Below are 22641 nucleotides of genomic sequence, written 5' to 3'. Positions count from 1 at the left end.
TCTTTCATCAATCCCTTTTATTTCTCCCTATGGGAGAAATATAAAGAGGGTGTAAATAACGATGAAAGAAGCTTTTTTTAATCATTAACCTGCTTGTTTTAATGCAAAATCTTTACCAAACAGCAGTTTGTTCCTAAACGGATGAATCGGCGTCTGATCTGCAATCAGCTCGGCATACCACATGCCATCTTCGGTGTCGCCAAACAACACGGCACCGACAACCTTGTTGTCCTGAATGATGATGCGTTTATAAATCTGACGTTTGTCGTCGTGCAGCAGGATTTCTTCAAAATCATCTTCAGGGGCAAAGTTGCCTGCCGAGAACACATCGCAACCACTGACTTTAAGCTGGGTCGGTACAGGCTGCGCGGCAAAAGTCAGGCTGCCATGTTCTGCCAGATGTGAAGCACAGATAAAGGCTTGTCCCCACAGCGGCTCTACCAAACCAAAGGTCTGCCCGCGGTGCTCGATACATTCCCCGACCGCATAAATGCTCGGGTCGAAAGTCTGCATGGTGTCATTCACCAGTACGCCACGGTTGCAGCGCAAGCCTGCCTGCTGTGCCAAGGCAATATTCGGGCGAATACCCACAGCAAACACCACCAAGTCGGCAGGAATAATCGTGCCATCTTGCAGTTCAACTTGGGTAACTTGCCCCGCATCATTACCCACCAAACGCTGGGTAAATGCCGAAGTGATCACGCGAATGCCTTTGGCTTCAATGCTGGCTTTGAGCATAGCACTGGCACAGGCATCCAACTGACGATCCATAATGTGCGAAGTTAAATGCAACACCGTCACATTCATGCCACGGCGTTTTAAACCATACGCCGCTTCAAGCCCCAGCAAACCACCACCAATCACCACGGCATCACGTTGGCTTTGGCTGCATTCAATCATTTGGTTGACATCGTAAATGTCGCGGAAGCTCAGCACACCGCCCAACTCCGCACCATCTACAGGTGGAATAAACGGTTTTGAGCCTGTCGCCAAAATCAGGCGGTCATAAGCGACCACTTCACCTTTTTGTGTAGTGACGGTTTTATGGCTGCGGTCAATGTTGATCGCAAGATCATCGGCAATAAAACGGATATTTTTTTCGGCGTACCACGCTGGGCTGTGCAGCATGATGTCTTCGATTTTTTTCTCGCCTGACAACACAGGTGACAGCATGATGCGGTTGTAGTTGCCCCACGGTTCTTCCCCGATCACGGTAATCTCGTAGCGATCAGGTGCCATATCCAGCAAATCTTCCAGACAGCGCATGCCTGCCAAACCATTGCCCACCAGCACCAAAGACTGTTTGTCCTGTTGCTGTCCGTTACTGGTCAAATAGGTTTTCATCGGCTGGCTACAGACAAACACCCGACCATCTTCAACCTTGCTCGGATACACCGCCAAATGCTGGGTGCTGTCTTCAAGGCAACGCCCTGTTGCCAAGCTAAAATGCTGTTTATACAAAGGTGATGCCACCACGCGCTCACCCTGAATATCCCCCAAAATGCCACGTGCCATGACATTGGCTTGGCTAAACGGATCACGTGCGCTCAAGGCATACACGCGCGCTTCATCTCCCACACGAAACAGGGCAATTGGCTGATCTGCGATCAAAGCCCCCACGCCCGTATTTGCGGTCACATCGTCAAGGTCGCAGATTTCAATCCAGTCCATTTCTTGCATTTGCTGATTGGTCATCTCTGTTCTCCTTAAACCTGTGCTTCAACCATCGCGATTCGGTCTTGATCACGTTCTGCTGTTTTCAATGGACGAATCTGTCCACGCTCTTGAGTAAATTGAATATGTGGATCGCGTTGTTCATCGGCATTGATGAAAGTTTTGAAGCGTTTGCGAACCGTTGGATCTTCCACAGCAGTGCGCCATTCATCCTGATAGGTGCCGATCACATGCGCCATACAACGTTCCAGTTCTTCTGCCAAGCCGAGTGAATCTTCCACGATCACTGCTTTGAGATAATCCAAGCCACCTTCCATGTTGTCACGCCATACGCTGGTGCGTTGTAAACGGTCTGCGGTTTGAATGTAGAACATGAAGAAACGGTCGATATAACGCAGCAAGGTTTCGGTATCGAGATCAGATGCCAGCAATTCTGCATGGCGTGGTTTCATGCCACCGTTACCGCAGACATACAGGTTCCAGCCTTTTTCAGTGGCAATCACGCCCACGTCTTTGCCTTGTGCTTCGGCACATTCACGGGTACAACCAGATACTGCCATTTTCAATTTGTGCGGTGAACGTAAACCTTTGTAGCGGTTTTCCAGTTGAATTGCCAAACCAACTGAATCATCTACACCATAACGGCACCATGTGCTACCGACACAAGATTTCACAGTACGTAATGACTTGCCGTAGGCATGTCCAGACTCGAAACCTGCGACGATCAGTTCTTCCCAAATCAGCGGCAATTCATGTAACTGCGCCCCAAACATATCGACACGCTGCCCCCCTGTGATTTTGGTGTAAAGGTTGTATTTTTTAGCGATCTGACCCACGGCAATCAAGCCATCTGGGGTGACTTCACCACCTGCCATACGCGGTACAACTGAGTAAGAACCATCTTTTTGGATGTTGCCCAAGTAGTAGTCGTTGCTGTCCTGCAAGCCTGCATGGCTTGGTTTCAACACAAAGTCATTCCAGCAAGACGCTAAAATGTTGGCAGTGGTCGGTTTACAAATGTCACAGCCCAAACCTTGTCCGAATTGTTGAATCAAGGCATCGAAAGTTTTGATTTCATGCACGCGTACCAAGTGATACAGCTCTTGGCGTGAGTAAGCAAAGTGCTCGCAAATGTGGTTATTCACGGTGACGCCTTGGCGTTGCAACTCCGCTTTCAAGACTTGAGTCACCAATGGCGCACAGCCACCACACGCGGTTGCTGCTTTGGTACATTTTTTCAAAGCACCGAGAGAGGTTGCTCCATCACCAATCGCTTGGCAAATGTCGGCTTTGGAAACGTTGTTACATGAACAAATGGTCGCGCTATCTGGCAGCAAGTCCACACCGCTGCCACCTGCTTTGGCTGCACCTTGACTAAAGCCTGGCATGATCAAGCTTTCTGGTTGTTCAGGCAGTGGCAAACCATTGAGCATCATTTGCAGCAATTCGCTGTACTCGGTTGCATCGCCAACCAACACCGCACCTAAAACTTTGGTTTTGGCTTGATCCACCACCAGTTTTTTATAGATCAGGGCATCTTCGTCAGCATAGAAATAGCTGACCGCATTCGGTGTCATGGCATGCGCATCACCGACTGAAGCAACATCAACCCCCATCAGTTTGAGTTTGGTGCTCATATCCGCACCTGCAAACAGTGTGGTGTCTTGTTGTTGGACATGTTTCGCCGCAATACGCGCCATGTCATAGCCCGGTGCAACCAGACCAAAAATTTTGTTATTCCACAGCGCACATTCACCAATCGCGTAAATGTGTTCGTCCGAAGTTTGGCAGTAGTCGTTAATCACGATTCCGCCGCGCTCACCGACTGCTAAGCCGCTGCTGCGTGCCAGTTCGTCGCGTGGGCGAATCCCTGCTGAAAACAGTACGATGTCGGTTTCAAGCTGTGAACCATCGGCAAATTTCATCACATGAAAAGCATGTTCACCATCTTCAATGGTTTGAGTGGCTTTTTGGGTATGCACTTGCACGCCCAAGTTTTCGATTTTACGACGGAGAACCTTACCACCCAAATCATCAATTTGTACCGCCATCAAACGCGGAGCAAATTCCACCACATGGGTTTGCAAGTTCAGGTCACGCAAGGCTTTTGCTGCTTCCAGACCCAGCAGACCACCACCAATCACCACGCCAGATTTAGCATTTAGACTTGCAGCGCGAATCGCGTCTAGGTCTTCAATGGTGCGGTACACAAAGCAGTTTTCGCGTTCATTGCCCGGAATTGGCGGAACGAAAGCATAGGAACCTGTGGCTAAAATCAGTTTGTCATAGCCGATAATTTGACCTGTTGCAGTGGTCACGGTCTGGTGATGACGATCAATGGCAATGGCTTGGGTATTGAGATGTAAATCAATACCGTAAGCATCGGCAAAGTCTGCGCGGGCAAGCGATAAATCTTTGGCACTGCGCCCAGAAAAGTATTCGGTCAAATGTACGCGGTCATAAGCTAAACGCGGTTCTTCGGCAATAATGGTGATTTCAAGGTCATCATTGTTATGTTCGAGGACACTTTCAATAAATTTGTGCCCAACCATTCCATGACCAATCATAACGAGTTTCATCATCGGCATCCTTAAAGTGATTTCTTGGGAGATTTGGATTAAACAGCTTCGTTGCGTTCAAGTAGCGCTTTTTCGAAGAGCTGTTTTTCACGGGCTTTGTGTTCAGGTGAGAAGCGGATGAACAACACCACACAACCAATCACCACCACCATAATGCCGAGGCTAAACAGGCAAGTTTGCAGGTCTGGCATGCTCTTGAAGATAAAACCTGCTGCCACAGCACCGACGTTACCGCCTGCCCCAATAATCCCTGCCACACCGCCTAAAGCTTTACGATCGATGAATGGCACCAGTGCATAAGTTGCTCCACAGGCCATGTGCGTGAATAAACCAAATAAAGTCATGCTCAGGATTGCCATCACAGGTGCATTCATTTGCGAGAACAACATCAGGAACAACCCTTCACCCAAGATCATGAAGAATAGAATTTCAGTACGGGCATCTAAACCACGTTTTAGTGCAAATTTGTCTGAGAGAATCCCACCGAGTGCACGAGCAAACAGTGCCAATAAACCGAAGATCCCTGCGGCCATGCCTGCTTCTTTTAAGCCAAAATTGAATTTTTGTACGTAGTACATGGTCACTACGTTATGCATGAAAATTTCAATCCCGAAGCATGCCGCATAGCTGATGAATAAAATCCAGACGCGATAGTTACGAGATGCTTCTTTAATGATTGCCCAGCCGCCTTTTTTACCGCCTTCAACCTCAATGCCTTGTTCACGAAGTTCTTTGTAGTTACCTGCTGGGCAGTCTTGAGTAAATTTCCAGTACAATGCGCCGACGATCAGCATCATTACCCCTGGAACCAGTAAGGCAATACGCCAGCCCATGCTTTGCTCAACGCCATACATCACAATTGCAGACAACATCAGTGGCATTAATGCCTGAGTTGCACCGCCACCTGCATTGCCCCAGCCTGCTGCGGCGGCATTGGCAGTTCCCACCACGTTTGGTGCAAACATCACACTGGTGTGATATTGAGTGATGACGAAGCTTGCGCCGATTGCACCAATCAAAAGACGGAAAAACAAGAAAGATTCATAGCTATTGGCTGCTGCCACACCAAATACAGGCAGGCTGCCCAAGAACAACAATGCGGTGTAGGTTTTGCGTGGACCGTATTTGTCGCACAGTGGGCCAACGATGAGACGAACCAGAATGGTAATCGCCACTGCCGCAATGTTAATGTTGGCAATCTGGTCTTTAGTGAGATGGAATTCGCCAGAAATCACGGGCATGAGGGGTGCACAGGCAAACCAGGCAAAGAAGCAGACAAAGAATGCCAGCCAGCTCATGTGGAAAGCACGCATGGCAGGTGTAGAAAAACTAAACAGGTTTATTTTAGTTGCTTTTTGAGAATTTAAATTGGTAGTCATGGCCAATCCTCGCGTACTGATACGTTAATTACGTCTCCACTGAATGCACCCATGCAGTCAGTAGAATTCATCAGAACGGACATCGTTGGCCGTTATATTGGGTATAAAGGCGATCATCTTTGATCTATGCTGGACATATCAGCAAATCTCATGCCAATTTTTAAAATGCTTGATTTTGAATAGATAAAGATCAATTTATGCTTTTATGACCGATTGCCTGCATGTATTTTTTTGCGCACATTGTGCACTGCACCACAAAAATGCACTAAATCTAGGCGTAACTGGTGTGATTGCACAGCAACATCACCACTTTGCACTGGCTCGCGTTCTATTTATTATTTTGTTTTATTAGAATTTTTTGTTATATCTCGCACTATTAGGCAACCAAATCCAGAAATTTTAACGTTGTATTGAATTTAAAGTGCATCACAAAACCACGGTGTATGGCATCGATTTTGCTTGGACATCATCAAATTGCCCATTACCCCGTCAAGCCAACCTTTGAGCTAGCCACTATGTCGACATCCAAACTCAAAATCGCCTTGATCGACGATGATGAATTTCGTGCAAGCTATTTGCAGCACTGCCTGACCGAACATGATTTTGAGGTAGTGGCATGCCTGCTCATTAAAGATATTCAGCCACAAGATTTACAAGCACTGTATGCCGATGTGATTTTGCTGGATATGGATCACCCACAACGTGACATTATTGAAGCTTTTGTCAATCACTGTAATTTGCCAACGGTACTGTTTACCAAAAACAATAACCGTGACACGATTAAGCATGCCATTCAGGCAGGCGTCACGGCGTATATTGTTGATGGGGTTGACCCTGCACGTCTCGACACGGTGCTGGAAATTGCCATTGAACAATATAAAAAACATCAGCAACTTGAAAGCGACCTGAAAGAAACCAAGCTGCGTCTGGCTGATCGTAAAGACATTGAAAAAGCCAAAAATATGATGATGCAACTGCAACAGCTCAGCGAAGAAGAAGCCTTTCGCTTGCTACGCAAAAATGCCATGAACGCCCGCATTTCCATGGGTGATCTGGCTCGTCAACTGATTCAGGCACAGCAACTGCTCAACCAGACTTTTAAGGATTAACGGCATGAAGATCGAAAAAACTCATCTGCACATCGGCTACATTCCTTTACTGGATGCGGTTGCCCTACTTTGGGCCAAGCACAAAGGTTTTTTTGAGCAGGTTGGACTCGAGGTCACACTGGTCAGGGAAGCTTCGTGGGCAAGCCTGCGTGACCGACTGGCATTTGGTATTTTAGATGCCGCACACTGCCTGTCAGCCATGTTACCTGCGGCACAGGCAGGCACTGATCAGGTCGGGATTCCCTTCAAAACCTCGCTGGTTCTCAGTCAAAATGCAACATTTATCAGCCTGAGCCAAAAACTGTGCTATGAACTGGGCATCACCGCTCAGGACTCTGCCAGCCAGACCGCGCATAAACTGGCCACGATTTTACCCGAACGCCAGATTCGTCTGGCGCAGGTGTTTGGGCACTCACTGCATCATTATTGTTTACGCGAATGGCTAGCGCTTGCTGACCGCAATGTCGCCAAGGACATTAAATTACTGACCCTACCACCACCGTATATGGTCGAGGCAATCTCTACAGGTCTGATTGACGGTTTTTGTGTCGGCGAACCGTGGAATACTCAAGGTGAAATCCTGGGTAAAAGCCAGATAGTTGCGTCTGGACTGGATATTGTGCCTGACGTTGCCGACAAGGTTCTGGCAGTGACTGAAGAATGGGCAAAACGTCACCCTGAAACCTTGCTGGCGTTGAGTACAGCATTACGGTTGGCGCAGCAAGATATTCAGCAACTGCAAAATTTTGCCGAGCTGTGGCAAATGCTGGTTCACTATGAAATCATTCAGTTCCCTTGCTCACCCGACACCCATGTCGAACGTTACCATGCGATTGTGCATATTATTCAAAACTATGTGACCCATTCGGCAGCACCAAAACTCTCGGATTTTGTCTGGCTCACTAGTCAGATGAACCAGTGGGATCAGTTGGGTTTAAGTGAAGCGCAGATTCAGCGTATTAGTCAGGCATGTATCATTTAGCCTCAAGCCAATCTGCTGTGCAGTGTCATGAATACATCCGCGCAGCAACGCTCGGCAGGCTTTTTCGTTGCTGTTCACGGCGGCGCTCACTCGGTTTGAGTAAACCATGTTTGAGCAGGCGTGCCCGAACAATATTACGGCTGATGCCCAATAACTGCGCGGTATGCATCTGATTTTGATGGCAATAAGCATAGGCCGCTTGGGTAATCTCGGCTTCGAGCTGCTTATCCAGATTGTCCAGTCCCTGTTCAAACCAGTGCAATAAAACTTGCTGTAAGGTGGATGTGGTTGGCAACTGGCTGACCAATCCCAATGCTTGAGGGCAAGCACTCAGTTGCAAATCTTCAGGTTGAATCAATGCCTGCCGGCACACCAACAGCGCCCGATGAATGGCATTTTCCAGTTCACGAATATTGCCAGGCCATGCATACGCCAGTAATGCTGTCTGTGCTGCCTGACTTAACTGCGCAGGGGCATAGTTGAGTTGCTGACAATAGTCCTGAATAAAATGCTGTGCCAAAGGCAAAATATCGCCCTGTCGCTGGCGTAGCGGCTTGAGCTGTACACTGGCAACATTCAGCCGATAGTACAAGTCCTCGCGAAATTTACCCGCAGCTACAGCCTGTTGCAGATCAACATTGGTCGCGGCAATTACGCGCAAATTCACCTGTCGGGTTTGCCGTGAACCCAAACGCACCACCTGATTTTCTTGCAGGACACGCAGCAACTTGACCTGTATCGCTAAGGACAAATCACCAATTTCGTCCAGAAAAATCGTGCCACCATGCGCTGCTTCGAACCAGCCTACCCGCGCTTCATGTGCGCCTGTAAATGCGCCTTTTTCATGTCCAAACAGCTCGCTTTCCGCCAGACTTTCCGAAAATGCCCCACAATTTACCGCAATAAAAGCCTGCTCGCAGCGTTCACTCAGCTCATGGATCTGCCGCGCAATCAACTCCTTACCTGTGCCCGTTTCCCCCATAATCAGCACAGTCGCCTGACTCGGTGCAATCGCCTGTATATAATCCAGCAATTGCTGTGACTCAGGATCTTCAAACACCATCGCACTTGCCCGCACAGAGTGCAGCAATTCACGGGAATGAGGATGTTTGACAACAGGCATGGTAACTCCAAACAGACATTGGACAATCAAAGCCTTACTTTAAGTGAGGCAGATAAATCACATCCAATCATAATTTTTTGAATATTTATTCTTTTTACAGATAACGAATCTGTTGCCTCAGCAACACGGTCACAGCAACTGTTGCTGATGCAACACTGCTTTCTCATCGTTAAAAATATAAGTCATTGAAAATTAATTTATTTTTATTTGGCATGCTCTTTGTAAGGCTCAAGACTCTCACTACTGAACCAACCAAGTCAGTGTATTGCTTAAAAAAGCAACTTGCCTGCTTGCCCTAAGCCCTTTATGGTAAGCAATCACACGGATGCCCTGCTTGGCTGTATGGAATTAAATCATGTCGATCAACCTGCCCGATTTTTCTACGCTACTTAACCCTGAAATACAACAACAAACTCAACACCTTGCCGATGCTTTTGCGGAAACGGCGGTACAACGTGACCGTGACGGTGGCTCGCCGTTAGCACAGCGCCAACTGATTCGTGATAGTGGCTTGCTGGCACTGTCGATTCCGAAAAATTTAGGCGGATTAGATGGTAACTGGTTCGATGTCATGAACAGCGTGCGGATTTTGGCACAGGTGGATAACTCACTGGCACATGTCTTTGGTTTTCATCATTTATTGCTGGCAACGGTGCGGCTATTTGCCCGCGCTGAACAATGGCAAAACTGGTTTCAGCAGACTGCAAGCCAGCAACTGTTTTGGGGCAATACCCTAAACCCGCTAGATCAACGTACCGTGGTGCATCAGCAGGACGGAATCTATTTATTTTCAGGGCAAAAAAGCTTCTGCTCAGGTGCCATTGATTCCGACATGCTGGTGGCATCGGGGATTGATCAGGGCACAGGAAAACTGTTGATTGCTGCAATTCCAACCCAGCGCGAAGGCATTGAGTTGCATCATGACTGGGACAATATGGGACAACGCCAAACCGACAGCGGCAGTGCCACTTTTCGCCATGTACGCGTTGAGCAACATGAACTGCTACTCGAACCCGGCCCACTCAGCACGCCATTTGCCTGTCTGCGCCCCCTCATTGCTCAACTAACTTTTGTCAATATGTTTTTGGGCGTTGCCGAAGGGGCTTTTGCCGAAGCCAAACAATACACCCAAGCGCAAAGCCGAGCATGGTTTTTGTCTGGGGTGGAACGCGCTGACCAAGACCCGTATATCTTGCGACATTATGGCGAGTTCTGGTTACAACTGGAGTCGGTACGTGCGTTAAACCAGCAGGCGATTTTACAGTTACAGCGAGCATGGCAGATTGGTGAAGCCCTGACCGCAGAGCAACGTGGACAAGTGGCGATAGCCGTTGCTACCGCGAAAGTGGCAGCGAGCCGCGTCAGTCTGGATATTAGTAATCGTATGTTTGAAGTAACGGGCGCGCGCGCCACTCAGGCGGCGCTACGTCTCGACCGTTTCTGGCGTAATGTGCGTACGCAAACTTTGCATGATCCTGTAGATTATAAAATCAAGGAACTGGGAGAATGGGCACTGAATGCCGAGGTCCCTCAGCCAAGTTTTTATAGTTAAGCTGAGAGAGATCACGATATTCTCAAACATTGGAGATATGAATAGGTCATCTGCAACTGTTTGAGCCAGACCAGTATTTTTAAGATACTGTTTTTGGATTTGTTAATAACAAGATGATTTTAAGCGAGTTTTGCAATGCGCTGCGCAAGTAGGTTGCCCTTGTGCAGCGATGCTGCTCATCTCGAAAGCCTTGCGAAGCGATACTTCTCAGGTCAAACATGAACCCAGTTAAAATCGTTCAATCGACGTGCAGGACATAGCAGGTGAATGCTAAAACAGGAGCCAGCCTGCTAAGCCTCATCCTCCTGATTTATTTTTAATCGCTTCAGTCGGTTTTTTACCGAATCGGCATTTTTTAATTCCCGTGACTAAAAACAGGATCAGTCAAATGGCTGATCCTGTCACACTGTTTATTGCTGTTTACTGCCGCCACCAATCTGCCAGACATAGACAGGTTCTGTGCCATTGACGGCATAATCCCCGATAATACGTTGTTTAAAAATCAGCGGGTTATGCGATGCTGCGGTACGGGCATTGCGCCAGAAACGATCCAGACTTTTTTGGCTACTGGTGGCTGAGGCGCCCAGTGCATTAAACAGATCACTGGTCAGTTGCAATACCAGTGGTGCAATTGCCACCTGCGCTTGTGCTGACTCCAGTTCGGCAGCAATATTTGCCTGTTGCTCCAAAGCCTCACGCTGATCGGCATGGGCAAAGTGCGCTTCATAAGCACGCTGTGCGGCTTCTGCGGCACGAATGGCGGTCGCTTCTGCGGCATAGGCTTGTGCCGATGCTAGCCCAATCACTTGCAATACTTGCGCGTCCTGATCGACCCGATCAGCATTGCCATGGCTAAAGACACGGGTACGTGCCTTGACCTGACGGCTAAACTCGGCCACTGCGGCATGAGCGGTGCCTGCCAAGACACTGAGCAAGACCAGTTGATAGAATGCAGTTTGGTATTTAAAGCGGCTATCGAAATCAATAATATTTTCTGGATCAACCTCGACCTCATGCAAAGTCGCTGTGCCGCTACCTGTAGTACGCTGACCAAAACCATCCCAGTCATCTTCAATTTTGACATTCGGATGCGAGGTGCGTACCGCTGCAATAACGTTTTGCTTGGTGGCATCGATCTGGGCAAACAGGTCGAACCAGTCCGCAAAAATACTGCCCGTGGTATAGTATTTTTTGCCGCTGACCGTCCAGCGTCCAGATTCATCCTGATATAAACGGGTAATCACTTCGCCAATTTTGACATCACCCACTTCTGTCCATGCGTTGCCGACCAGTTCCCCTGCTACAAAGCGTTCGAACCAGTGGGTTTGGCTGTGGTCACGGTGTGCATTCAGACGATCTTCGACAAAGGCAAAATGCCCGCGCAAGGCCTGTGGTACATTCGAGTCAGCACTTGCCAGTTCGATCAGGAGTTGGAACAATTGTGGTACTGAGGCGCCTGCACCGCCATACTGTACAGGCACACGTACTGCGCCAAAACCTGCCTGTTTTAACCATTGAATCGGTTCATACGGCAGTTCACGTTGCTGCTCGCGTTGCAAGGCTGTCTCGGCGATTTTCTGAAAAATCGGGCGAAAGCGCTGTGCCAATACCTCATAATCGGTACCGAGCGATAAATCTTGTTGTAATGCAGTTAAACTGGTCATGTCATCGTCCTAATTTTATCGGTTTGACATGACTCTTGCAGATGTTGTGCCAACTTTAATTTATTGATTTTGTTTGAATTTTATTTTTGGTTATTGTTGATTGGACAGCGCCATGTTGAATTACTGTTGCCAGAGCAACACTTGGGCAATCATAACCAGATTGCCCAATCTGCCAAATTGGGAGAAATGATGGTCAAAAACTTGCGTCATCTTGACTTTAACCTGCTTAAAGCCATGGATATTTTACTGGAAGAACGTAGCGTGACCCGCGCCGCAGAACGCCTGTTTATTACCCAGCCTGCCATGAGCAGCATTTTGGCACGCTTACGTGACAGTTTTGATGATCCATTATTTGTTCGTTCACAGCGTGGCATTGTACCTACACCGCGCGCTTTGGAGCTGATCTGCCCGATCAAGCAGATTTTGGCGCAGATTGATTTACTGCTGCAACCATTGGAGTTTAATCCTGCCACGGCTGAATTTACGGTCCGTATCGCCGCCACGGACTATGCCCATCAGGTTATTTTAGTGCCATTTCTGGCAGCACTCAAACAGCAAGCACCGCATGTCCAAATCGCCTTGTTACCTTCAACCGACAAAGAAGCGCAGCGTTTGGAACAGGGTGAAATTGATCTGGCGCTGTCGAGTTTTGAGCATAGCTGTGGCAATGAGTTGCATTATCTACATCTGTTTGATGAATGTTATGTCAGCGTAATGCGTTTGGGACATCCCGCGTTGCAACAGCCCCTGAGTCTGGATCGTTTTTGTGAGCTGGATCATGCCTTGGTCTCCTTTCAAGGCAGTTTCTCGGGGATTACCGATCAACAATTGCAACAACTGGGTCGACAACGCCGCGTCACGCTGTCAGCATCAAGTTTTCTACTGCTGCCTGAGATTTTGCAAAATAGCGACCTTGTGGCAACTGTACCGAAACGTCTGGTGTGTAAACGTCAGGATTTGGCGATTGTGCCACCGCCGCTGGAGATTCCAAGTTTTAGTAAAATTGCGCTGTGGCATGAACGAACTGAGCATGACCCACGCCACCGCTGGTTACGTCAACTCATGTTAGAGATCTGTCAAAATGAAGAACAGTTTGCAAAAAATTGTGCGCTGTACAATCCGCTGGTCGCAACATGAAAAAAGTCAGCACAGGGCTGACTTTTTCCGTGAATATCACTATAAATTAATAACGCTCTAACCAGTGTGCATACGGTGCAGGCAATACCCATGTCGGTTTTTCCAGTTGCAATGCTTTGGCAGCTTGCAGCGGATAGTGCGGATTTGCCAAGAAGGCACGCCCGATCATTACCAAGTCCATTTGCTGCTGTTCTACCAAACGATTAGCCAGTTCAGGTTTGTCCAGTCCCCATGAAGCAGCAACAGGCAAGTTGGCTTCACGGCGTACACGCTCAGCAACTGGTGCTAAAAATGCAGGTTCTGCCCACGGCACTTGAGCTTGAGGGATATTAAAATTGACACTAACATTGAGTAAATCTAGCCCATCAGTACGCAACTGTTTGACCAGTTCAATTGACTCGCTCAGGGTTTCTTCGTCATGGCCATCGTACTCAATCACACCAAAACGCGCGGTCAATGCTAAATGCTCTGGCCAAACTGCACGTACCGCTGCAAAGGTTTCACGCAAAAAGCGGCTTCGCCCTGCAAAATCACCTCCATACTGATCTTGGCGCAGGTTGCTATGCTTGGAAAAAAAGCTTTGTGCCAAATAACCATGCGCAAAATGTAGCTCTAACCACTCAAAACCTGCCTGTTTTGCACGGCGCGCAGCAGCAGCAAAATCTGCCTGAACCCGTTGAATATCGGCAAGACTCATTTCCTGTGGCACACGTGGCAAGTTTTCACCATAAGCAATCGCCGATGCTCCAATTGGCTGCCAACCGCGTGGGTCATCAGCAGCAATATGGTCATCGCCTTCCCACGGACGGTTGGCGCTGGCTTTACGCCCTGCATGTGCAATCTGAATGCCTGGCACTGCCCCAGCAGCTTTAATCGCCTGAGCAATCTGTGCCAAACCTTCAATGTGTTCATCGCTCCACAACCCCAGACAGGCAGGAGTAATTCGCCCTTCAGGCGATACACCTGTCGCTTCGACAATCACCAGACCTGCACCACCGCGCGCCATACTGGTGTAATGCGCCAGATGCCAGTCGGTGACTTTGCCCTCCACAGCGCTGTACTGACACATCGGAGGGACTGCAATACGGTTACGTAGCGTCACATCTTTAAGTTGAAAGGGAGTAAATAATGCCGTCATGCTAACCTCTAAATCGCGATAAAATCGCCTAAAATTCAAATCCAATCATGTATTTATCTGAAAAATTCAAGACTTTGCCATATGTTGTAAAGTCACCAGTCTATGAGAGACATTGGCCATTTTTTGCCTGACAGGCAGCAGCCACCAAGCCCTCTAGCCAGTCCTGATGCCCATTGATCATCGGATTCGGTTTAGCTTGAGCCAGCGCTTTTGCGGGCTGCCCCAGTTGGGTTTCTTGGGTCAAGATACGCACCCGACCACCGTCCAGGTCTTCGATGAGCCATGCGTGATGCACGTCCAGACGTTCGGCTGAACCAACCTCGCCCGCCCAACCATGCCATGCAATTCGTGCAGGCTCGCCTGCTTGCGGTGCAACCAGCTCCAGCACTTGGGCATCGACAGGAAAACCAAAGGTTTTAAAGAAAAAGACCATGTTTGCTTGCAGTTGCTTTGCACCTTCAGGCAGTCTGACATCGGAAGAATTGGCGTAGTAGCTTGGCCACTCATCAGCATTTACCAGATACGGCCATACCTCTGCGGTGCTTAAACCTTTGACAATCACTTCATTGGAACAGAAATTATCGGTTTCGCCAGGCAGATAGCCTGCTGGCCAAACAATCGAATTCATCATGTGCAGTTTCTCGTATGTTTGTTCACAAGCAGCGCTGTGATATGAATCTTATGCTCATCATACAAGTGCTTTTATTATAAAAATAATCTTAAATTTCTATCCAATACATAGATAAAATTAATATCCAAAATTCGACATAAAAAAAGCGCATCCGAAAATGCGCTGTCAGTTGCTCAACTCGTTTTAGACTTTTGTCATTGCCCCATTAACTTTCTCCCTCTGGGAGAAACACAAAGAGAGGATAAACCGTAATGAAAAAAGTCTATTGATTACCCACCTCGCCCAACTTAAGCGACTTCTTTTGCCTGTTGTTGTTTTTGTTCCAATTCCCGAACTAACGGTAAAACCCGTTGCCCAAAATATTCGACTTCTTCAATAAAGTGCAGGAAGCCCGCCAAAATCAGATCCACCCCTGCGGCTTTGTACGCCACAATGCGCTCTGCGATTTGCTCAGGTGTACCGATGAGATTGGTTTTAAAGCCATCGTTATATTGCACCAGATCTTCAAAACTAGACTTCGCCCAGTTACCCTCACCTTCAGGGCTGGCTGCACCTGCCTGACGTGTCGCATCAGCAAAGGCATTCACGGCTTCAGGGTTGGCATTGGCAATAATTTCTTGCAGCACCGCCTGCGCTTCTTCTTCGGTATCCCGCGCGATAATAAAGGCGTTTAGACCAACTTTGACCTGATGCTGATTCTGCTTGGCTTTCGCGCGCAAATCTTCGATCTGTTCACGAATCCCTTCAACCGTGTTGCCATTGGCAAAGTACCAGTCCGAAACGCGTGATGCCATATCCCGTGCTGCACGTGATGTTCCACCTTGGAAAATTTCAGGATGTGGCTGCTGCACAGGTTTTGGCTTTAAGGTGTAATCTTTAAACTGATAATACTTGCCATCAAATGAAAAATTGTCGGTGGTCCAAATGCCTTTCAGAGTGCGAATAAACTCTTCTGAACGTGCATAACGCTGGTCATGATCAGGCCATTCTTCGCCAATTGCATCGAACTCGCCCTTAAACCAGCCACTGACCACGTTAATCGCAATTCGCCCTTGGGTTAAATAATCAATGGTCGCCAATTGCTTGGCTGCCAGTGCAGGTTTCCACGGCCCCGGTAAAATCGCCGCAATCACCTTGAGCTTTTCAGTCGCCGCTAAAATTGCATGGCTAAATGAAACGGACTCATGCTGATTTTCCGCGCCATAACCCGCAGTAAAACGGATTTGTGACAGCGCATAGCTAAAGCCATTTTTTTCTGCGGTTTGTGCCAGTTTCTTGTTGTACTCAATGTTCCATTCAGTACGTTGTTCAATATTACTGACCACCAGACCACCGCTAACATTGGGTACCCAGTAAGCAAACTGAAGTTGCTGTTGTGATTGCGCCATATTTTTATTCTCCTTGGGAAACTGATGGCGGTTATGCCACATCGGCCTGAATTGAGGTCTTGCCTGCTTTATGTTGTAAACGGGATTCTGCGGCTTGCAAGTCAGGTACAGCGGCTGAAGGTAAGACTTCTTCTTGTTCAATTTGTCGGTTAATACCTAAATTCTGGTTGGCTTGAACGGTTTTAGCTTTCACGACTTCCGCACGCTGACCTTTAGCAGGCGCCCACTCTAAAATCGGTAAGGCACGTGCAACCGCCAAGATGATGCGATCACGCAAGGCTGCGCTTTGAATGGTGTATTCAGGGGTAAAATCACGATCCGTGGCATAAACACCGATTGGCAATGTCTGTGCCTGAAAGAAACTGAACAATGGGCGTAACTGATGCTCAAGCACCAAGGCATGGCGGTCGCTACCACCTGAAGCCGCCAATAAAACTGGCACATCGACTAGAGCAGTTTGTTCAACAAAATCAAAGAAATGTTTAAACAAACCAGTAAATGAAGCACGGTACACAGGTGTACCAACAATTAAGGCATCTGCAGCTTCAACTGCTGCCAGATCATCCTGTACGCGCTGTGGCAATTGATGACGATAAATCGCACCGCCCAATAACGACCCGATTTCGCTGAACTTAATAAAATGCACGTTGATCGGGGTTGCCTGACCCAGTTCATGAATAATTTCCTGAACCAGTGCTTCGGTTTTAGAAGGGTTATTTAAGCCGCCTGAAACAGCGACAATATTTAAGGGTTTGACTGCATTTAAAGTGGTGGACATGGACATAAACCTGAATTGAAATATAAATCTATTGAGGTTTATTTATCCACATTTGGGCATGCAGCGTAAAATAATAAAAACGGGCAAATTTATCGTTTTTTAAGATATGTTAAAAAACGATATCCTTTGCATTTACAATGCAATACAGCAATTCTGTTTCATCTGTTATTCGTATTCAGCCCAGCTATTTTGATGATCAATTCGGGGAGCTGCCCGAGCAGCAGCATGTCTATTTAAACGATAAAACCATATCAAACAAAGCTCACAGCACCGATTGCAACCGAGAACCTCAATGTGTAAATCCACTGTCTGTTCCCGACATTTTTACTCAAAAAAAGCATCATTCTGCATAAACCTAATGTGGTCTATCAGCTGATCATCGAGTCAAGCAAAAAGCCTCGTCGATATAGCGTGTATCTGAACAATTCCTTGATTACTTACTGCCAACCATAGCGGCGGAAGTAGAAGCGTTTCACAAGTTGTATCAGTACCATGTAAGCAATCAAGATGCAGGGTAAAAATACAAAATACAGTGTTGGCAATGCCTGTAATTTAAAATACGGCGCCAAACTTCCCATCGGCAAATATATCCCGATTGCCATAATCATCAACGACATCATCATCAATGGCATGGCCGCGCGACTTTGCAAAAATGGGATTTTCGGGGTGCGAATCATGTGCACAATTAAGGTCTGGGTTAATAACCCGACCACGAACCAGCCAGACTGAAACAGCGTCTGATGTGCAATATTATTGGCACCAAAGACATACCACATGAGGATGAAAGTGACGATATCGAAAATCGAGCTGATTGGGCCAAAAAACAGCATGAAACGCCCGATTTCAGCAGGTTGCCAAGTTTGCGGTTTGAGTAGAAGCTCATCATCCACATGGTCAAACGGAATGGCAATTTGCGAAATATCGTATAAAAGATTCTGAATCAGTAATTGTATTGGAAGCATCGGCAAGAACGGAAGAAATGCGCTGGCAATCAAGACCGAAAAAACATTACCAAAATTTGAACTTGCAGTCATTTTGATATATTTCAGCATGTTTGAAAATGTACGGCGACCCTCTAACACCCCCTGTTCCAGAACCATCAAACTCTTTTCAAGCAAAATAAGATCGGCAGCTTCTTTGGCAATATCGACGGCTGTATCGACAGAAATACCGATATCTGCACTACGCAAGGCGGGTGCATCATTAATGCCATCGCCCATGAAGCCAATCACATGCCCGTTGTGTTTTAAGATCCGTACAATACGTTCCTTGTGCGCAGGTGTCAGTTTGGCAAAAACATTGTATTGCTCGACCACCTGAGCCAAAGCAGCATCATCCATTTGCTCAATATCACTGCCGAGAATGATCGCATTGACATGTAATCCCACATCTTTACAGACTTTGGCGGTCACCAGATCGTTGTCACCTGTCAAAATCTTAACCACAATACCATGCTCGGATAGTGCCTGAAGCGCAGGCGCTGTCGACTCTTTAGGTGGGTCAAGAAAAGCGACATAGCCCACGAGAATCAAATCACTTTCATCGGCAATGCCATATTCATGGTGACTCAAACCTGCCTTGGTTGCGACTGCCACAACGCGCAGACCTTCTGCATTGAACTCTGCGGTGACCTTGTGGATATGCTGTAGCGACTGTTGATCAAGGCTGATAATTTCATCGTCATGCATCACATAACGACATACCGCAAGAATTTCTTCTACAGCCCCTTTGGTAATCATGGTGTGCTGCTGTGATGCATCTTCAACCACAACCGACATACGACGGCGGTTAAAATCAAACGGGATTTCATCAACTTTCTTGAATTTCTGTAAATCAGAAACTATTAAATGACTTTCACCATGTTCTAACACAGCAACATCGAGTAAGTTTTTTAGGCCAGTTTGAAAATAACTATTGAGACAGGCAAGCTCCAAGACTTTCTTGGATGGGTTACCCCAAATATCCACATGTTTTGCTAAAATGATTTTATCTTGTGTGAGTGTGCCTGTTTTATCCGTACAAAGCACATCCATTGCCCCAAAGTTTTGGACTGCATCCAAACGCTTTACAATCACTTTTTTGCGCGACAGAAACACCGCACCTTTTGCCAGTGTTGATGTGACAATCATGGGCAGCATTTCTGGGGTTAGCCCGACAGCAACTGAAAGCGCAAAGAGACTCGCTTCTGTCCAGTTGCCTTTGGTAAAACCATTAATAAATAAAACAATCGGTGCCATGACCGCCATAAAACGAATCAGCAACCAACTGACTTTATTGACCCCCAGTTGAAATGAAGTAGTCACTTGCTCGCTGGCCGTTATCCGTTTTGCCAATGCGCCAAAATAAGTTTGCCCACCTGTCGTTAACACAACAGCTGTCGCTGAACCTGACACCACATTGGTTCCCATAAACAAAATGTTTTCTAGATCCAGTGGGTTAATTGCATCTTGATCTTTTTGAATGGCATATTTTTCAACAGGCAAAGATTCTCCTGTCATGGCAGCCTGTGCAACAAATAAATCTTTCGCCACCAGAACCCGACAATCCGCAGGGATCATATCACCCGCAGAAAGTAAAATAATATCGCCGGGTACCAGCGCCTGAATGGTGACTTCCTCACTGGCCTGCACATTTAAAGTGGTTGGGTTAATCTGTTGTTGCGAGCCTGAAGATTGACGAATCACCGTTGCGGTATTGGTGACCATGGCTTTTAATGCTTCAGCAGCCTGATTAGATTTTTGCTCTTGCCAAAAACGTAAAATGGTTGCAATCAGAACCATGGTTCCAATTACCAGCGTACCCTGCATGTCATGGGTAAAAAAGGACACCAATGCCAGTAATGTCAGTAATAAGCTGAATGGATTACGGTAGCAAAACCATAAATGCACCCACCAGCTTAAAGGCTTTTCTTGCTGAATTTCATTTAAGCCATATTGTTGCTGACGTTGTTCGACCTGATTTTCATCTAAGCCTGCAAGACTGGTATTAAGTTCTTGGTAGAGCTGCTCAGGCGTATGTCGTGCCGACTGAACAAGCGTTTTGGTCAGTTCTGGTGGAAATGATTGTGTTTTGTTGGCACGAGTCACATGTTCCAGACTAATAAAGCGCTGAAAATGCCGCCCGAAGTGACGTACTTTTAAAAAGCTCAGAAACAGTTGTTTGAGAAAAAATGTGCGCATGACGAGCTCCAAAATATGAATTTTGAGTCAAATTCATGGAGAAAAATCAGTTCATACACTATGAAAAGCATCAAGTTTTTTATAGTGCGCTCACAAATCAAAAACTGATCTTGCGCTGGGGAATAGGAACCGTTACTTTGCCTAAAAAATGGGAAATCAACATCACATGAGACACATCATGCAATGATCTTCTAAATAGGTTATTCAGATCATATAGATACATATCTACAATCCTCTTATATGAGAAACCCAATAAGCAGGCGCAATAAATCTTTAACTTGTGTTATCCGAAATGCATTTTGAAAGATAAGTAATGCAGTTTCATGAAAAAACACAATTAATCAACTATTGATCAATCAATGTAGATGAGGCATTGCCGTCAAGGCAGATTAACGACCTCTCGCAGAACAACGAGAGATCAGAACGAAATGTTATGACGTCCCGTGTGCTGACAGTTGTCCAAATAAATATTCCGAGCAACGACTCAAGCTTATACCCACTGAAGGACTCCAGCGTAAAAAAAATTGTGGTTAATCTATGAAGATGTAGACCCATGTCAACTTAAAAAACGAGTTACACATTTGGTATAACACATGCGGATATAACGCCTAAAGCACAAAATAAAAGACCCCAACATCCTGTTGAGGTCTTTCGTATTTGATTGCTAGGTATAACTCCTGTCGTACCTCACGTCCTGATGCTTGAACTTATCGTTTTTGTTTTATGTTCTGGAACTTCCTGTTCCTGATGAGTTCATCATAGCAAATTCCACATGGCTGCCTACTGGCAAATCACCTGAATCATTGTCAGCAAAAGCTTACATGACGCAGATCACCTATTGAACAAAGAACAAAGCAGCCCTTCAGGCTGCTCTATTCAAAATATCACATCGCTTAACTGGCTTTAGACAATGCCTGATCCAGACTGGCATGAGCCAATTTAGCCCTTAACTCCACGGATGGCGTGGCAACTCTACGCCATTTAAATAATAATTACCGACCAGATGCAACTTCCAGCGCACAGGATCATGCAAGGTATGCGTGCGTGCGTTGCGCCAGTGACGGTCAAGATTCAGCTCAGACAAAGTCGAGCGTGTTCCCGATAACTCAAACAATTTATTGGTGGCCAATAGTGCAACTTCTGTTGTGAGGACTTTAGCTTCAGCCACCAGCAAGGTCGCTTCGGCAACATGCGCTTCAGTCGTATCGGCAATCGCCACATCAATCGCATCGCCTGCCAAGTCCAGCACGGCTTCAGCGGCACGTAACTTAATTTTCAAATCCCCGATATTGGCAATGGTGTAGGGGTCATCTGTGGCTTTTTCCAGACCTGAATCAATCCATGGGCGGCTGTACTGACGCACATACTGAATCGTTTCTTCAATCGCACCGCGTGCAATACCTGCATCCACCGCAGCCTGAATAAACTGTGAAATTGCACCCGCAGGCGTTGGGCGCTCAAATGCCTGATGCACAGGAATCACGTATTCTTCACGGGCAAATACATGGTTTAAACGCACCGTACCGCTGGCAGTGGTGCGCTGTCCGAAGCCCGACCAGTCATTGATGATTTCAACCCCAGTGGTGTCACGCGGCACAATCGCTGCATAACTCCGCCCTTGCTCATCCACCGCGACAATCGGAATCCAGTGCGCGAGCAACGCACCTGTAGCAAAGAACTTTTCACCATTAATTTCATAACCTTGTGCGGTTTTATGAATTTTGGTGGTCAGGTCGGCAACTGTTTTACTGCCCTTTTCCGAAAAGGCATTACCGAGACGAATCCCTTTTAAAATCAGCTCAAAAAAGAACTTTTTTTGTTCTGGGGTCGCATCTAAACGTAAATGCTCGACAAATGCCCAATGGTTTTGTGCAATTTGCCCTAAAGATGAATCGACACTGGAAATAATTTTGACCACTTCTGCAAGAGTGCGGTATTTGACATCAGCACCGCCAAAAACTTTGGGAATATTGATTGCCCATAAACCACTTTGCGAATATTTCTGAATTTCCTCCAAAGGCAAACGACGCTCCTGATCGCGTAGCGACGCTTCTTTGGCAAATTCCTGAGCCAGTTCATGTGCAATTGCAATTGCTTCAGCATCGGAACGGATTACATGCGCATCTTGCTGGTGTTCAAAAAATTTGAGTGGAATGGCGGTTTGCGATGCAAAGCCCGTCTGGTTCAGTGTCGTCATAATCAGTGTACTCTTTTTATCATTGGATGCCCTTAACTTAGCATTATTTTCTCGGGGATTTTATAGATAAAAATGCTTTGCTTATTCAAAATAAGTACATGATTTTTCAACAATAAAAAAGGCTGTACCAT

15 protein-coding genes are annotated in these 22641 nt (G+C 46.8%); 4 read left to right on the top strand and 11 right to left on the bottom strand.

Annotation, left to right across the window (positions count from 1 at the left end; genetic code table 11):
- Window positions 1-84 precede the first annotated feature (84 nt).
- Genes nirD through P255_RS00185 form a run of 3 tightly spaced genes read right to left on the bottom strand, consistent with a single transcriptional unit; the run spans window position 85 to window position 5632 of the window.
- Window positions 85-1695: a nitrite reductase small subunit NirD gene (gene nirD, locus P255_RS00195; RefSeq protein ID WP_004898805.1), complete on the bottom strand. Its 1611-nt coding sequence runs from the start codon at window positions 1693-1695 to the stop codon at window positions 85-87.
- An 11-nt stretch (window positions 1696-1706) separates the two neighbouring features.
- Window positions 1707-4253: a nitrite reductase large subunit NirB gene (gene nirB, locus P255_RS00190; protein ID WP_004898801.1), complete on the bottom strand. Its 2547-nt coding sequence runs from the start codon at window positions 4251-4253 to the stop codon at window positions 1707-1709.
- 38 nt (window positions 4254-4291) lie between these two features.
- Window positions 4292-5632, bottom strand: coding sequence for an MFS transporter (locus P255_RS00185; RefSeq protein WP_004898799.1), 1341 nt, complete (start codon window positions 5630-5632; stop codon window positions 4292-4294).
- A 515-nt stretch (window positions 5633-6147) separates the two neighbouring features.
- On the opposite strand from P255_RS00185, the gene P255_RS00180 reads away from it, so the two are divergent.
- Both P255_RS00180 and P255_RS00175 read left to right on the top strand, forming a co-directional pair.
- Entirely contained in the window at window positions 6148-6741 is a 594-nt protein-coding gene (locus P255_RS00180) for an ANTAR domain-containing response regulator (RefSeq protein WP_004898797.1), read from the top strand.
- A 4-nt stretch (window positions 6742-6745) separates the two neighbouring features.
- Complete coding sequence (locus tag P255_RS00175) at window positions 6746-7723, top strand: ABC transporter substrate-binding protein (RefSeq protein WP_004898793.1); 978 nt, start codon at window positions 6746-6748, stop codon at window positions 7721-7723.
- A 25-nt stretch (window positions 7724-7748) separates the two neighbouring features.
- Here P255_RS00175 and P255_RS00170 read toward each other — a convergent pair whose 3' ends face one another.
- Window positions 7749-8846: a sigma-54 interaction domain-containing protein gene (locus P255_RS00170; RefSeq protein ID WP_004898791.1), complete on the bottom strand. Its 1098-nt coding sequence runs from the start codon at window positions 8844-8846 to the stop codon at window positions 7749-7751.
- Between the two features lie 355 nt (window positions 8847-9201).
- Between P255_RS00170 and P255_RS00165 the strand changes: the two genes are divergently transcribed.
- Window positions 9202-10398 (top strand): acyl-CoA dehydrogenase family protein, encoded by a 1197-nt coding sequence (locus tag P255_RS00165; protein WP_004898786.1) that lies wholly within the window; start codon window positions 9202-9204, stop codon window positions 10396-10398.
- A gap of 410 nt (window positions 10399-10808) precedes the next feature.
- Here P255_RS00165 and P255_RS00160 read toward each other — a convergent pair whose 3' ends face one another.
- Entirely contained in the window at window positions 10809-12062 is a 1254-nt protein-coding gene (locus P255_RS00160; protein WP_004898784.1) for an acyl-CoA dehydrogenase family protein, read from the bottom strand.
- A gap of 96 nt (window positions 12063-12158) precedes the next feature.
- On the opposite strand from P255_RS00160, the gene P255_RS00155 reads away from it, so the two are divergent.
- A complete protein-coding gene (locus P255_RS00155) occupies window positions 12159-13199 on the top strand; it encodes a LysR family transcriptional regulator (protein ID WP_228127498.1) in 1041 nt (346 codons plus the stop codon).
- 46 nt (window positions 13200-13245) lie between these two features.
- Here the strand turns inward: P255_RS00155 and P255_RS00150 are convergent, their stop codons facing one another.
- The 6 genes from P255_RS00150 to P255_RS00120 all read right to left on the bottom strand — a co-directional run bounded on the left by P255_RS00150 (window position 13246) and on the right by P255_RS00120 (window position 22510).
- Complete coding sequence (locus P255_RS00150; protein WP_004898778.1) at window positions 13246-14337, bottom strand: NADH:flavin oxidoreductase/NADH oxidase; 1092 nt, start codon at window positions 14335-14337, stop codon at window positions 13246-13248.
- A gap of 100 nt (window positions 14338-14437) precedes the next feature.
- Window positions 14438-14968, bottom strand: a complete 531-nt coding sequence (locus P255_RS00145) for an SRPBCC family protein (RefSeq protein WP_004898775.1) — start codon at window positions 14966-14968, stop codon at window positions 14438-14440.
- Window positions 14969-15255: 287 nt separating this feature from the next.
- Window positions 15256-16356: a dimethylsulfone monooxygenase SfnG gene (gene sfnG, locus P255_RS00140; RefSeq protein ID WP_004898772.1), complete on the bottom strand. Its 1101-nt coding sequence runs from the start codon at window positions 16354-16356 to the stop codon at window positions 15256-15258.
- Window positions 16357-16387: 31 nt separating this feature from the next.
- Window positions 16388-17134, bottom strand: a complete 747-nt coding sequence (gene msuE, locus P255_RS00135; protein WP_004898770.1) for an FMN reductase — start codon at window positions 17132-17134, stop codon at window positions 16388-16390.
- A gap of 437 nt (window positions 17135-17571) precedes the next feature.
- A complete protein-coding gene (gene mgtA, locus P255_RS00125) occupies window positions 17572-20313 on the bottom strand; it encodes a magnesium-translocating P-type ATPase (RefSeq protein ID WP_004898766.1) in 2742 nt (913 codons plus the stop codon).
- Window positions 20314-21259: 946 nt separating this feature from the next.
- Entirely contained in the window at window positions 21260-22510 is a 1251-nt protein-coding gene (locus tag P255_RS00120) for an SfnB family sulfur acquisition oxidoreductase (RefSeq protein WP_004898760.1), read from the bottom strand.
- Window positions 22511-22641: the final 131 nt, after the last annotated feature.

The organism is Acinetobacter brisouii CIP 110357 (genome assembly GCF_000488275.1).
Classification (GTDB): domain Bacteria; phylum Pseudomonadota; class Gammaproteobacteria; order Pseudomonadales; family Moraxellaceae; genus Acinetobacter; species Acinetobacter brisouii.
This window is presented reverse-complemented; position numbering and strand designations above follow the sequence as displayed.